This window comes from Streptococcus oralis, from assembly GCF_023611505.1.
In the GTDB taxonomy this organism is placed as follows: Bacteria; Bacillota; Bacilli; order Lactobacillales; family Streptococcaceae; genus Streptococcus; species Streptococcus oralis_CT.
The window spans coordinates 505613-519439 of sequence record NZ_CP097843.1; the positions used below are offsets into that span (position 1 = coordinate 505613).

The window sequence follows — 13827 nt, forward strand, 5'->3', positions numbered from 1 at the left end:
TATACTAGAGTCATCAAAAAGAAACGAGGATTCTCACATGACTATTAAAGTAACCTACCAAAAGAAATTCCAAACCGTCAAACTAGAGAAAGGAGCTAGCACCTATTGATACACAGAGAGCGGAAACGCTCTTTTTATTTTTAAAACTACTTTCAGACGATCAGTTTGAGGGAGGAGAATCTAAAATCACTTTCTGTTTCCCATTCTTTCTTGCATTGCTTTTCTAGATATGCTAGAGTTATGATAGCGATTACAAAACAAAAGGAGCATTCTATGAAAAATCCAGATTTTCTAGAAGAAATCAAGACTTATAAAGGAAGGGATGAGGTTCCAGAGGACTTTGATGCTTTCTGGGATGAGGAGGTCAAAAAAGTTTCCTCTCTTCCTGCCTACCAGTTGGAGGAAAGGGATTTTCATATTCCTCAAGTCAAGTGCTATGAGCTAACCTTTGAAGGAACCAATGAAGGCAAGGTCTACGCACGTGTCGTCCTTCCAAAGAGTGAGGGTAAAGTTCCCCTAATCTTTCACTTTCATGGCTATATGGGACGTGGTTGGGACTGGGCCGACATGCTGGCCTTCACCGTGGCTGGTTACGGGGTTGTTTCTATGGATGTTCGAGGCCAGTCAGGTTATTCGCAAGATGGCTTGCGTTCTCCTCTAGGGAATACCGTTAAGGGGCATATCATCCGTGGTGCTGTGGAAGGTCGGGATCATCTCTTTTATAAGGATGTCTATCTGGATATTTATCAGTTGATCGAAATTATTGCTAGTCTGCCTCAGGTAGATGAGAATCGGCTTTCCAGCTATGGTGCGTCACAAGGAGGGGCCTTAGCTCTGGTTGCAGCAGCGCTTAATCCTCGGATTCAGAAAACAGTTGCCATCTATCCTTTCTTGTCAGACTTTAGACGGGTGCTCGAGATTGGCAATACCAGCGAGGCCTATGATGAACTTTTCCGATATTTCAAGTTCCACGATCCCTTCCATGAAACAGAAGAGGAAATCATGGCGACCCTTGCCTATATCGATGTGAAAAATCTTGCCCATCGCATTCAAGGTGAGGTCAAGATGATTACGGGCTTGGATGACGATGTTTGCTATCCTATTACTCAGTTTGCGACATACAACCGTCTGACCTGTGACAAGGCCTATCGCATCATGCCAGAGTATGCTCACGAAGCCATGAATGTTTTTGTCAATGACCAAGTTTATAACTGGCTCTGTGGCAGCGAGATTCCTTTTAAGTACGTAAGATAATGAATGAGAGAGCCCAGGAGCTCTCTTTTTTATGTCCAAAACCTGAAAGTACTTTTAGAAAAATTAAAATATTAAAATATCCTTAAAAGTAAAATCTATTCTGTGGGAACACAGATATAAATATAAGACTTTATTGTATAATAAAGGAAAAGTCACTTGTGAAAGGAGGAAAAAGGCTGCTGGGTGATTAAAAACTCGAGCTCAGCAGAAAATGGGAGAGGATTGGGAGCTCTCATTAAGTTGGATACTTTCTTGTAAAAACTTGTCTCTTGAGAGACAATAAAAATTTTTAAAGAAAAAGAAAGCGCTTTATTTTATGAAAAGTGAAAGGACAAACATGAATTACAAATCTTTAGATCGGAAACAGCGATACGGAATTCGAAAATTTGCAGTTGGTGCAGCATCGGTAGTGATTGTTACAGTGGTATTTGGAGCAAATCCAGTCTTAGCTCAAGAGCAAGCCAATGCAGCAGGGGCCAATACAGAAACTGTCAAACCTGGTCAAGGTTTATCAGAATTGCCAAAAGAAGCGTCCTCGGGAGATCTTGCTCATTTGGATAAGGATTTGGCTGGTAAATTGGCAGCAGCACAAGACAACGGCGTTGAGGTGGACCAAGATCACTTGAAAAAAAATGAGAGTGCAGAATCAGAAACCCCATCCTCTACCGAAACCCCTGCAGAAGAAGCAAATAAGGAAGAGGAATCAGAGGATCAGGGTGCTATTCCTCGTGACTATTACTCAAGAGATTTAAAAAATGCTAATCCTGTCCTTGAAAAAGAAGATGTTGAAACCAATGCAGCAAATGGTCAGAGAGTTGATTTATCAAGTGAACTAAATAAACTAAAGCAACTAAAAAATGCTACAGTTCACATGGAGTTCAAACCAGATGCATCAGCTCCACGCTTTTATAATCTCTTCTCTGTATCCAGTGACACCAAGGAAAATGAGTACTTTACTATGTCTGTCCTTGATAATACAGCTCTTATTGAAGGGCGTGGCGCTAACGGGGAGCAGTTCTACGATAAGTATACAGATGCTCCATTGAAAGTTCGCCCTGGACAATGGAATTCAGTGACCTTTACTGTCGAACAACCGACAGCAGAGTTACCTCATGGTCGAGTTCGTCTCTATGTGAACGGTGTCTTATCTCGAACAAGTCTCAAATCTGGTAACTTCATCAAAGATATGCCAGATGTTAATCAAGCTCAACTTGGAGCAACCAAACGGGGCAATAAAACAGTTTGGGCATCAAACCTACAAGTTCGAAACCTAACTGTTTACGATCGTGCTTTAAGCCCAGATGAAGTTCAAACACGGAGTCAATTATTTGAAAGAGGTGAATTGGAACAGAAACTTCCTGAGGGAGCAAAAGTTACTGAGAAAGAAGACGTCTTTGAAGGTGGTAGGAACAATCAACCAAATAAAGACGGAATCAAGAGTTATCGTATTCCAGCTCTGCTCAAGACAGATAAAGGAACTTTAATCGCTGGTGCAGATGAACGCCGTCTCCATTCGAGTGACTGGGGAGATATCGGTATGGTCATCAGACGTAGTGAAGATAATGGTAAAACTTGGGGTGACCGAGTAACCATTACCAACTTACGTGACAATCCAAAAGCTTCTGACCCATCAATCGGTTCACCAGTGAATATCGATATGACCCTGACTCAAGATCCTGAAACCAAACGCATCTTTGCCATTTATGACATGTTCCCAGAAGGAAAAGGAATCTTTGGAATGTCTTCGCAAAAAGAAGAAGCCTACAAAGAAATCAATGGTAAAACCTATCAACTCCTCTATCGAGAAGGTGAACAGGAAGCTTATACTATTCGAGAAAATGGTACAGTTTACACTCCAGATGGTAAAGCAACAGACTACCGTGTTGTTGTAGAACCTGTTAAACCGGCCTATAGCGACAAGGGTGATCTATACAAGGGTGACCAGCTACTGGGCAATATCTACTTCACAACAAACAAAACTTCTCCATTTAGAATTGCGAAGGATAGCTACCTATGGATGTCTTACAGCGATGACGACGGGAAGACCTGGTCAGCGCCTCAAGATATTACTCCGATGGTCAAAGCCGATTGGATGAAATTCCTAGGAGTAGGTCCTGGAGTGGGGATTACCCTTCGTACTGGACCACATAAAGGTCGAATCGTCGTTCCTGTCTATACGACCAACCGGGCTAACCACCTCAATGGTTCTCAATCATCTCGAATCATCTACTCAGACGACCATGGTAAGACATGGCATATGGGTGGTGGTGTCAACGACAATCGTACACTTTATGATGGTACAGTAGTCGATTCAAGTACCATGAGTAATTATTATGCTCAAAATACGGAAGCTTCAGTTGTTCAGTTAAACAATGGGGACCTCAAACTCTTTATGCGTGGGTTGACAGAAGATCTACAGGTTGCAACCAGTCATGATGGTGGTCTAACTTGGGACAATAACGTTGAACGCTACGATGTGCCAGACGTTTATGTTCAAATGGCTGCGACTCACACGGTTCAAAATGGCAAAGAGTATATTCTCTTGGCAAATGCAAATGGTCCTGGTCGTAAAAATGGTTATATTCGAGTGGCTCGTGTAGAAGAAGATGGTCAGCTAACTTGGTTGCACCACCATTTGATTCAAGAAGGTGAGTATGCTTATAACTCACTCCAACAAATCGGGCCAGATGAATTTGGACTTTTATACGAACACCATGCTCCTGGAGGTGTTCCATACACACTTTCCTTCAAGAAATTCAACTGGGATTTCTTGACCAAGGAAAGAATTTCTCCTAAAGAAGCAAAAGTGAAATATGCTATCCAAAAATGGCCAGGTATCATTGCTATGGAGTTCGATTCGGAAGTATTGGTAAACAAGGCTCCGACCCTTCAATTGGCAAATGGCAAGACAGCAACCTTTATGACCCAGTACGATACAAAAACTCTCCTATTCACAATAGATCCAGAGGATATGGGACAAAGGATTACAGGTCTTGCAGAGGGTGCAATTGAAAGCATGCACAATTTACCAGTTTCTTTAGCTGGCTCTAAACTAAGCGATGGTATTAATGGCAGTGAAGCTGCTATCCATGAAGTTCCAGAGTTCACGGGAGGTGTAAATGCAGAAGAAGCCGCTGTGGCAGAGGTACCAGAGTACACTGGACCATTGGCAACAGCAGGTGAAGAACCAGCTCCAACAGTAGAAAAACCGGAATTCACAGGTGGTGTCAATGCAGAAGAAGCGGCTGTAGCAGAGGTACCAGAGTACACCGGTCCATTGGCAACGGTAGGTGAAGAACCGGCTCCAACGGTAGAAAAACCAGAATTCACAGGTGGTGTCAATGCAGTTGAGGCAGCAGTCCATGAGATTCCTGAATTTAAAGGAGGAGTGAATGCAGTTCAAGCAGCCTCAAACGAGGTTCCAGAATATAGCGGAGGTGCTAACTTTGTCTTGGCAGCTTCAAATGACTTGCCAGAGTATAAGGGTGGAGTCAATGGCGCTGAGGCAGCAGTCCATGAAGTGCCAGAGTACAAGGGAGACACCAATCTAGTATTGGCAGCTGCAGACAACAAACTGTCTCTAGGCCAAGATGTGACCTATCAAGCGCCAGCAGCTAAACAAGATGAACTTCCAAATACGGGAAGCAAGGGAACCAGCTCACTAATTTCCCTTGGCCTTGCGGGAGTCCTCTTATCACTCTTTGCATTTGGAAAGAAGAGAAAAGAATAATAAGCAAAAGCTATTATAGCAAGTCTCAGAAGAGATAGCAGGTTTTCAAGCCTGCTATCTTTTTTGATGACATTCAGGTTGATTCGAAATCATAAGAGGCCTGAAACTACTTTCAGGATAGTCTGTTCTATAAAATACTTTTGAAACTGAAATCTATTCTACCATAAGCTATTGAAAGCGCTTAACAAATAATATATAATAAGCCCATAAGAACAAGAAAGGGAGGAAAGAGGATGCCACAGATCAGCAAAGAAGCCTTGATTGAACAAATCAAAGATGGAATCATTGTCTCTTGCCAGGCACTTCCTCACGAACCGCTTTATACAGAAGCGGGAGGAGTCATTCCCTTGCTAGTCAAAGCGGCTGAGCAAGGTGGAGCAGTCGGTATCCGAGCGAATAGTGTTCGCGATATCAAGGAGATCAAGGAGGTTACGAAACTCCCAATTATCGGAATCATCAAACGTGACTATCCGCCACAGGAGCCTTTCATTACAGCTACGATGAGAGAAGTTGATGAACTGGCTGAACTAGATATTGAGGTCATTGCTCTGGATTGTACCAAACGTGAACGTTACGATGGTTTGGAAATCCAAGACTTTATCCGACAAGTCAAAGAAAAATATCCGCATCAACTCTTAATGGCTGATACCAGTACGTTTGAAGAGGGAATCGCAGCAGTTGAAGCAGGGATTGATTTTGTAGGAACAACCCTATCAGGTTACACTTCTTATAGTCCTAAAGTAGATGGTCCAGACTTTGAACTGATCAAAAAGCTTTGTGAAGCAGGAGTGGATGTCATCGCTGAAGGGAAAATTCATACACCTGAACAAGCCAAACAAATCCTTGAATATGGGGTGCGAGGCATCGTTGTCGGTGGAGCAATTACTAGACCAAAAGAGATTACGGAACGCTTTGTTGCCGGTCTTAAATAACACAATCTCAAAACAGAGGAGAGTGGTCGATGAGTCGGATAAAATAAAAACGTATACAAATTCAAAGAACTCATTATCCAATATGGATACGCTTATCAATTAGGAGAATACAAATGAAATTTAGAAAACTAGCTTGTACAGTACTTGCGGGTGCTGCGATTCTTGGCCTTGCGGCTTGTGGTAACTCTGGTGGAAGTAAAGATGCTGGAAGCTCTAGTAGTGATAGCGGAAAAACAGAAATCACTTGGTGGGCATTCCCAGTCTTCACACAAGAAAAAACTGGTGACGGTGTTGGAACTTATGAAAAATCAATCATCGAAGCTTTTGAAAAAGCAAATCCAGATGTAAAAGTGAAATTGGAAACCATTGACTTCAAGTCAGGTCCTGAAAAGATCACAACAGCCATCGAAGCAGGAACAGCGCCAGACGTACTCTTTGACGCGCCAGGACGTATCATCCAATACGGTAAAAATGGTAAATTGGCTGAGTTGAACGACCTCTTCACAGACGAATTCGTCAAAGATGTCAATAATGAAAACATCGTACAAGCAAGTAAGGCTGGTGACAAAGCTTACATGTATCCAATCAGTTCAGCTCCATTCTATATGGCAATGAACAAGAAAATGTTGGAAGATGCTGGAGTTGCAAACCTTGTAAAAGAAGGTTGGACAACTGATGACTTTGAAAAAGTTTTGAAAGCGCTTAAAGATAAAGGCTATACACCAGGTTCATTGTTCAGTTCTGGTCAAGGGGGAGACCAAGGAACACGTGCCTTCATCGCAAACCTTTATGGCGGTTCTGTAACAGACAAAGACGTAACCAAATATACAACAGACGATCCTAAATTCGTCAAAGGTCTTGAAAAAGCGGCTAGCTGGATTAAAGACGGTTTGTTGAACAATGGTTCACAATTTGACGGTGGAGCAGACATCCAAAACTTTGCGAACGGTCAAACTTCATACACAATCCTTTGGGCACCAGCTCAAAACGGTATCCAAGCGAAACTCTTGGAAGCAAGTAAGGTAGACGTAGTAGAAGTACCATTTCCATCAGACTCTGGTAAACCATCTCTTGAATACCTTGTAAACGGATTTGCAGTATTTAACAACAAAGACGATAAGAAAATCGCAGCTGCTAAGAAATTCGTTCAATTCATTGCAGATGACAAGGAATGGGGTCCTAAAGACGTAGTTCGTACAGGTGCCTTCCCAGTTCGTACCTCATTTGGCAAACTTTATGAAGACAAACGTATGGAAACAATCAGTGGCTGGACTAAATACTATTCACCATACTACAACACTATCAACGGATTTGCTGAAATGAGAACACTTTGGTTCCCAATGTTGCAATCTGTATCAAATGGTGACGAAAAACCAGCGGATGCTTTGAAAGCCTTCACTGAAAAAGCTAACGAAACAATCAAAAAAGCTACAAAACAATAAGCACTAAGTCAGATTGATTCCCCCCTTTTCCCTGTGCACTATGGTGTAAGAAAAGGGGGACTTTTGTTTGAAATGGTAGGAACTGTCACGAAATTAAAATGAAGTTCTTACATAAGCGAATCTTAAAAAATTTCATTTTGGTTTTAAAACAGTTCAAGAAAATCAAAAACTATTCTATTTGAAAGAGAGGTGCCGACTGTGAAAGTCAATAAAATTCGTATGCGGGAAACAGTGATTTCCTACGCTTTCCTAGCACCAGTATTATTCTTCTTTGTGATCTTTGTCTTGGCTCCTATGATTATGGGATTCATTACAAGTTTCTTCAACTACTCCATGACTAAATTTGAGTTTGTGGGCTTGGAAAACTACATTCGCATGTTTAAAGACCCTGTCTTTGTGAAGTCTTTGATCAATACCGTTATCCTGGTTATTGGATCTGTTCCGATTGTGGTTCTCTTCTCGCTCTTTGTAGCATCTCAAACCTATCATCAAAATGCCATTGCTCGATCTTTCTATCGTTTCGTCTTCTTCCTACCAGTTGTAACAGGTAGTGTTGCCGTAACGGTTGTATGGAAATGGATCTATGACCCTCTATCAGGGATTTTGAACTTTGTCCTTAAGTCAAGCCATGTCATCAGCCAAAACATTTCTTGGTTGGGTGACAAAAACTGGGCTTTGCTAGCGATTATGATTATCCTTTTGACAACATCTGTTGGTCAACCGATTATCCTTTATATCGCTGCCATGGGAAATATTGACAATTCACTAGTTGAAGCAGCGCGTGTTGACGGTGCGACTGAATTTCAAGTCTTCTGGAAGATCAAATGGCCTAGCCTTCTTCCAACAACTCTTTACATCGCGATCATCACAACCATCAACTCATTCCAATGTTTCGCCTTGATTCAATTGTTGACTTCTGGTGGTCCAAACTACTCAACAAGTACCTTGATGTACTACCTTTACGAAAAAGCCTTCCAATTGACAGAGTACGGCTATGCAAATACCATCGGTGTCTTCTTGGCAGTGATGATTGCCATTGTCAGCTTTGCTCAATTCAAGATCCTCGGAAACGACGTAGAATACTAAAGAAAGGAGACAGTTATGCAACCTACACAAAAGAAACCCTTAACAGCTTTTACTGTTATCTCAACGATTATCTTGCTCTTGTTGACCGTACTGTTCATCTTTCCATTCTACTGGATCTTGACAGGGGCCTTCAAATCACAACCTGATACCATTATGATTCCACCACAGTGGTTCCCTAAAATGCCAACCATGGAGAACTTCCAACAACTCATGGTGCAAAACCCTGCTATGCAGTGGATGTGGAACTCTGTATTTATCTCACTGGTAACCATGTTCCTAGTGTGTGCCACCTCTTCTCTAGCAGGTTATGTCTTGGCTAAAAAACGTTTCTATGGTCAGCGCATTCTCTTTGCAGTCTTTATCGCTGCCATGGCTCTTCCAAAACAAGTTGTCCTTGTACCATTGGTACGTATCGTCAACTTCATGGGAATTCACGATACTCTCTGGGCAGTTATCCTGCCTTTGATTGGATGGCCATTTGGGGTCTTCCTCATGAAACAGTTCAGTGAAAACATCCCTACAGAATTGCTTGAATCAGCTAAAATCGACGGTTGTGGTGAAATTCGTACTTTCTGGAGCGTAGCCTTCCCTATTGTGAAGCCAGGATTTGCAGCCCTTGCAATCTTTACCTTCATCAATACTTGGAACGACTACTTCATGCAGTTGGTTATGTTGACTTCACGTCAAAACTTGACCATCTCACTCGGGGTTGCGACCATGCAGGCCGAAATGGCAACTAACTATGGTTTGATCATGGCTGGTGCAGCTCTTGCAGCCGTACCAATCGTAACCGTCTTCCTTGTCTTCCAAAAATCCTTCACACAAGGGATTACTATGGGAGCGGTTAAAGGATAATACTCTGCGAAAATCGAATTCAAACTACTTCAGCATCACCTTGCCATACTTAAGTACTGCCTGCGGTTAGCTTCCTAGTTTGTTCTTCGATTTTCATTGAGTATAAGAGAATACAGAGTTATAAGTGTCTACAAAATGTTGGGTATTTGCTTACCTTAGAGATTTTGTCAGACACTTATAAACTTAAGAATGAACTCTTTTCATGATACTAGTTAGAGTAGGTTTGTTTTATTGTATCTATTTCCCGCTTTAGTGGTATCTAAGATAAGCAATTTACGCTTATCTTAGACGGAATTTTTGAGACTGACGATGAAAGAGCAAAGGGCTCAAAAATTAGGAATGAAATTCTGAAGGAATTTGCTTCCGTCCGCACTATTATAGGGAAATAGAGAAAGGATAATTCGGAACTGAAAAATAGTAATTATCAGAAACGAAGGAAACAGTATGATTTTTGACGATTTGAAAAACATCGCCTTTTACAAGGGAATCCATCCCAATCTAGACAAGGCTATCGACTATCTCTATCAGCACCGTAAGGATTCTTTCGAACTCGGTAAGTATGAGATTGACGGGGACAAGGTCTTTCTAGTTGTTCAGGAAAATGTCCTCAATCAGGCTGAAAATAACCAATTTGAGCATCATAAGAACTATGCAGATTTGCATTTGCTGGTAGAAGGGCATGAATATTCGAGATACGGTTCACGTATCAAAGACGAGGCGGTAGCATTTGATGAAGCAAGCGACATTGGTTTTGTCCATTGTCATGAAGGCTACCCACTCTTGTTGGGTTATCACAATTTTGCGATTTTCTTCCCAGGAGAACCTCACCAGCCAAATGGTTATGCAGGTATGGAAGAGAAGGTTCGCAAATATCTCTTTAAAATTTTGATTGATTAAAAGAATCAGGAGGAGCAAACATGGCACAAAAAGGAGTAAGCCTAATCAAGGCAGCATTTGATACAGATAATTTTCTCATGCGTTTCAGTGAGAAGGTCTTGGATATCGTCACAGTCAATCTTCTTTTTGTCGTCTCTTGTTTGCCCATCGTGACGATTGGAGTGGCGAAAATCAGTCTTTACGAGACCATGTTTGAGATTAAGAGAAGCAGACGGGTACCAGTCTTTAGAACTTATCTAAGAGCCTTCAAGCAAAATCTGAAACTGGGTTTCCAATTAGGTTTGCTGGAGTTAGGCATTGTGTCATTAAGCCTTCTAGATCTCTATCTCTTCTGGGGTCAGACAGCTTTGCCTTTCCAGATTGTGAAAGCTATTTGTTTGGGGATTCTCATCTTCCTCACTCTGGTGATGCTGGCTAGTTATCCCATTGCTGCGCGCTATGATTTGTCTTGGAAAGAAGTGTTGCAAAAAGGGCTTATCCTAGCAAGTTTTAACTTTCCATGGTTCTTCCTCATGTTAGCCACTCTCTTTCTCATTGTGATGGTTCTTTATCTATCCGCCTTCACTCTCCTTTTGGGTGGGTCAGCCTTTATCCTCTTTGGTTTTGGTTTGCTAGTCTTTCTCCAAGCAGGTTTGATGGAGAAAATCTTCGCCAAATACCAGTAGGATGGCTTGTTTCTGAAACTACTTTCAATCGTTACAGTTTCTAAAATACAAGTAGAAACTAAAATCTAAGTGTATACAAGATATTGAAAGCGATTTTCACAAGGTGTATACTAAACTTGTAAAAATAGAACTGCTCTTAGCAGAAAAAAGAAATCTTAGGAGAAAATCTATGTCAGATTTGAAAAAATACGAAGGTGTCATTCCAGCCTTCTACGCATGTTATGATGATCAAGGAGAAGTCAGTCCAGAGCGTACGCGTACCTTGGTTCAATACTTCATTGATAAGGGAGTTCAAGGTCTCTATGTCAACGGTTCTTCTGGTGAATGTATCTACCAAAGCGTAGAGGACCGCAAGTTGATTTTGGAAGAAGTCATGGCAGTTGCTAAGGGCAAATTGACCATCATCGCTCACGTAGCTTGCAACAATACCAAAGACAGTATGGAACTTGCTCGCCACGCGGAAAGCTTGGGTGTAGATGCCATTGCAACGATTCCACCGATTTACTTCCGCTTGCCAGAATACTCAGTTGCCAAATACTGGAATGACATTAGTGCTGCAGCACCAAACACAGACTATGTTATCTACAATATTCCTCAATTGGCAGGTGTTGCTTTGACTCCAAGTCTTTATACTGAAATGTTGAAGAATCCTCGTGTTATCGGTGTTAAGAACTCTTCTATGCCAGTTCAAGATATCCAAACCTTTGTCAGCCTTGGTGGAGAAGACCACATCGTATTCAATGGTCCAGATGAACAGTTCCTAGGTGGACGACTCATGGGTGCCAAAGCTGGTATCGGTGGTACTTATGGTGCGATGCCAGAACTCTTCTTGAAACTTAATGAGTTGATTGCTGACAAAGACTTGGAAACAGCTCGTGAATTGCAATACGCTATCAATGCAATCATTGGTAAATTGACTGCTGCACATGGAAATATGTACGGTGTCATCAAAGAAGTTTTGAAGATCAATGAAGGTTTGAACATTGGTTCAGTTCGTTCACCATTGACACCAGTAACTGAAGAAGATCGCCCAGTTGTAGAAGCAGCTGCAGCCTTGATTCGTGAAACCAAGGAGCGCTTCCTCTAATCCATAAGGAGGTATTTATGACACACTACGTTGCAATTGATATTGGTGGAACCAACATCAAATATGGTTTGATTGACCAAGAAGGCCAACTTGTTGAATCGCATGAAATGCCAACTGAGGCGCAAAAGGGTGGACCCCATATCTTACAAAAGACAAAAGATATCGTAGCCAGCTATTTAGAAAAAGGTCCAGTAGCAGGTGTTGCCATTTCTTCAGCGGGAATGGTCGATCCAGACAAAGGTGAGATTTTCTATGCTGGGCCTCAAATTCCTAACTATGCAGGAACCCAGTTCAAGAAGGAAATCGAGACTAGCTTTAATATTCCTTGTGAAATTGAAAATGATGTCAACTGCGCAGGTCTTGCTGAGGCAGTATCTGGTTCAGGAAAGGGAGCGAGTGTGACACTTTGCTTGACCATTGGAACAGGTATCGGTGGTTGCTTGATTATGGATGGGAAAGTTTTCCATGGATTTAGCAATTCAGCCTGTGAAGTCGGTTATATGCATATGCAGGATGGTGCTTTCCAAGATTTGGCTTCTACGACAGCCTTGGTAGAGTATGTGGCTTCAGCTCATGGTGATTCAGTTGATCAGTGGAATGGTCGTCGTATCTTTAAGGAAGCCACTGAAGGAAACAAGATCTGCATGGCTGGTATTGACCGGATGGTAGATTACCTTGGAAAAGGTCTGGCAAATATTTGCTACGTCGCCAATCCAGAAGTGGTCATTCTCGGTGGTGGTATTATGGGGCAAGAGGCTATTCTCAAACCCAAGATCCGCACAGCCTTGAAGGCAGCCTTGGTACCGAGTCTAGCTGAAAAAACACGATTAGAATTTGCCCATCACCAAAATACAGCAGGTATGTTGGGAGCCTATTATCATTTCAAAACAAAACAATCCTAGTTTGGTTCAACCAAACTAGGATTTTCTAACGCGTTTTTGTCTACGATAGCCATTGAGTTTTTTATTTTCCCAATAGCTATTAAAGATTTTCTCCTTGCTTTCACGATTGATTTCCAAAAAGTAGGCGTAAACCAAATCTATAAGGAAGAGCATAGGGAGTTGAGCGGAAATACGCTGGATGTAAGAAGATTGACTATGGCTTGCCACAAGGACTGTTTCGGTATAGGCTTGACTATCTTTATTGGGAACACTTGTAAAGAGTACAGTCTTCGCCCCCATCTCTTTTGCGTCTAATAGACTGTCTAAAATAGAAGGAGTTGTACCAGAAAGTGAGAAACCGAGTACGAGACAATTTTCATCCATGATGCTGGTCGTCCATGCAAAGCCGTCCTGATCGGTTAAGGCTTCACAGACCACACCCAGACGCATGAAACGCAATTTCATTTCACGAGCGACAAGACCGGAACTGCCTGTTCCAAAGAAGTAGACACGCTCAGCATCTTCGATTAACTGGGCGACTCGTTCCAGTTGTTCTTCGTCAATCAAATCCTGTGTTTGTTCTCGCATGATACTGTAGCTTCGCAAAACACGTTTGGTCAAAGGACTATGTTTGTGCGAATGAGTGTCCTGTTTACTCGCCTGATGCTGGTATTGAAAGACAAATTCTCTGTAACCTGTAAAACCACACTTTTTAGCAAAGCGGGTCAGCGCTGCTTGGGAGATATGTAATTTCTGGGTAACTTGCTGAGAAGAAAGATCATCTTGGATCGTTTCAGGTTGTAAAAAATAGCGAGCGATTTCTTGCTCAAGCTCGGTTAATTCTTCAAAATGGAGGTCGATTATGGTTGCGATGTCTGGTTTGTTCATGAGGCTCCTTTTTATGAGTCAAAGTCTTAAAGGTTAACGCTTTCCTAACTATTACTATCATTATATCATAGAAGTCAGGATAACCAAATAAAAAGGCATTTTCAGTTAAA

General features: G+C 41.9%; 11 protein-coding genes. 10 read left to right on the top strand and 1 reads right to left on the bottom strand.

The window, feature by feature from the left end:
• Window positions 1-273 precede the first annotated feature (273 nt).
• The 10 genes from M9H69_RS02790 (at window position 274) to M9H69_RS02835 (ending at window position 12850) form a co-directional block, all read left to right on the top strand.
• Window positions 274-1254 (top strand): acetylxylan esterase, encoded by a 981-nt coding sequence (locus M9H69_RS02790; RefSeq protein WP_250315837.1) that lies wholly within the window; start codon window positions 274-276, stop codon window positions 1252-1254.
• A gap of 337 nt (window positions 1255-1591) precedes the next feature.
• Window positions 1592-4984, top strand: a complete 3393-nt coding sequence (locus M9H69_RS02795; RefSeq protein ID WP_250315838.1) for an SIALI-17 repeat-containing surface protein — start codon at window positions 1592-1594, stop codon at window positions 4982-4984.
• Between the two features lie 233 nt (window positions 4985-5217).
• The gene (locus M9H69_RS02800; protein ID WP_001135658.1) at window positions 5218-5916 is read left to right on the top strand and encodes an N-acetylmannosamine-6-phosphate 2-epimerase; all 699 of its coding nucleotides are present in this window, start codon (window positions 5218-5220) and stop codon (window positions 5914-5916) included.
• Between the two features lie 113 nt (window positions 5917-6029).
• Window positions 6030-7358, top strand: a complete 1329-nt coding sequence (locus M9H69_RS02805; RefSeq protein ID WP_000672118.1) for an extracellular solute-binding protein — start codon at window positions 6030-6032, stop codon at window positions 7356-7358.
• Window positions 7359-7577: 219 nt separating this feature from the next.
• Window positions 7578-8444, top strand: a complete 867-nt coding sequence (locus M9H69_RS02810) for a carbohydrate ABC transporter permease (protein ID WP_250316160.1) — start codon at window positions 7578-7580, stop codon at window positions 8442-8444.
• Between the two features lie 15 nt (window positions 8445-8459).
• A complete protein-coding gene (locus tag M9H69_RS02815; RefSeq protein ID WP_001183243.1) occupies window positions 8460-9299 on the top strand; it encodes a carbohydrate ABC transporter permease in 840 nt (279 codons plus the stop codon).
• A gap of 444 nt (window positions 9300-9743) precedes the next feature.
• Window positions 9744-10196 (top strand): YhcH/YjgK/YiaL family protein, encoded by a 453-nt coding sequence (locus tag M9H69_RS02820; protein ID WP_250315839.1) that lies wholly within the window; start codon window positions 9744-9746, stop codon window positions 10194-10196.
• Between the two features lie 20 nt (window positions 10197-10216).
• Window positions 10217-10861 carry a YesL family protein gene (locus M9H69_RS02825; protein WP_250315840.1) on the top strand — a complete coding sequence of 215 codons (645 nt, stop codon included), beginning with the start codon at window positions 10217-10219 and terminating at the stop codon, window positions 10859-10861.
• A 169-nt stretch (window positions 10862-11030) separates the two neighbouring features.
• Window positions 11031-11948 (top strand): dihydrodipicolinate synthase family protein, encoded by a 918-nt coding sequence (locus tag M9H69_RS02830; protein ID WP_250315841.1) that lies wholly within the window; start codon window positions 11031-11033, stop codon window positions 11946-11948.
• Window positions 11949-11965: 17 nt separating this feature from the next.
• The gene (locus tag M9H69_RS02835) at window positions 11966-12850 is read left to right on the top strand and encodes an ROK family protein (protein ID WP_250315842.1); all 885 of its coding nucleotides are present in this window, start codon (window positions 11966-11968) and stop codon (window positions 12848-12850) included.
• Window positions 12851-12865: 15 nt separating this feature from the next.
• Here M9H69_RS02835 and M9H69_RS02840 read toward each other — a convergent pair whose 3' ends face one another.
• Window positions 12866-13717, bottom strand: a complete 852-nt coding sequence (locus tag M9H69_RS02840; protein ID WP_250315843.1) for a MurR/RpiR family transcriptional regulator — start codon at window positions 13715-13717, stop codon at window positions 12866-12868.
• Between the last annotated feature and the right edge of the window lie 110 nt (window positions 13718-13827).

Bases quoted from the DNA above. Each gene is read 5' to 3' on its own strand.
- M9H69_RS02810 (WP_250316160.1), top strand. From the start codon at position 7,578: ATGCGGGAAACAGTGATTTCCTACGCTTTCCTAGCACCAGTATTATTC.
- M9H69_RS02800 (WP_001135658.1), top strand. From the start codon at position 5,218: ATGCCACAGATCAGCAAAGAAGCCTTGATTGAACAAATCAAAGATGGA.
- M9H69_RS02795 (WP_250315838.1), top strand. From the start codon at position 1,592: ATGAATTACAAATCTTTAGATCGGAAACAGCGATACGGAATTCGAAAA.
- M9H69_RS02825 (WP_250315840.1), top strand. From the start codon at position 10,217: ATGGCACAAAAAGGAGTAAGCCTAATCAAGGCAGCATTTGATACAGAT.
- M9H69_RS02805 (WP_000672118.1), top strand. From the start codon at position 6,030: ATGAAATTTAGAAAACTAGCTTGTACAGTACTTGCGGGTGCTGCGATT.
- M9H69_RS02820 (WP_250315839.1), top strand. From the start codon at position 9,744: ATGATTTTTGACGATTTGAAAAACATCGCCTTTTACAAGGGAATCCAT.
- M9H69_RS02840 (WP_250315843.1), bottom strand. From the start codon at position 13,717: ATGAACAAACCAGACATCGCAACCATAATCGACCTCCATTTTGAAGAA.
- M9H69_RS02815 (WP_001183243.1), top strand. From the start codon at position 8,460: ATGCAACCTACACAAAAGAAACCCTTAACAGCTTTTACTGTTATCTCA.
- M9H69_RS02830 (WP_250315841.1), top strand. From the start codon at position 11,031: ATGTCAGATTTGAAAAAATACGAAGGTGTCATTCCAGCCTTCTACGCA.
- M9H69_RS02790 (WP_250315837.1), top strand. From the start codon at position 274: ATGAAAAATCCAGATTTTCTAGAAGAAATCAAGACTTATAAAGGAAGG.
- M9H69_RS02835 (WP_250315842.1), top strand. From the start codon at position 11,966: ATGACACACTACGTTGCAATTGATATTGGTGGAACCAACATCAAATAT.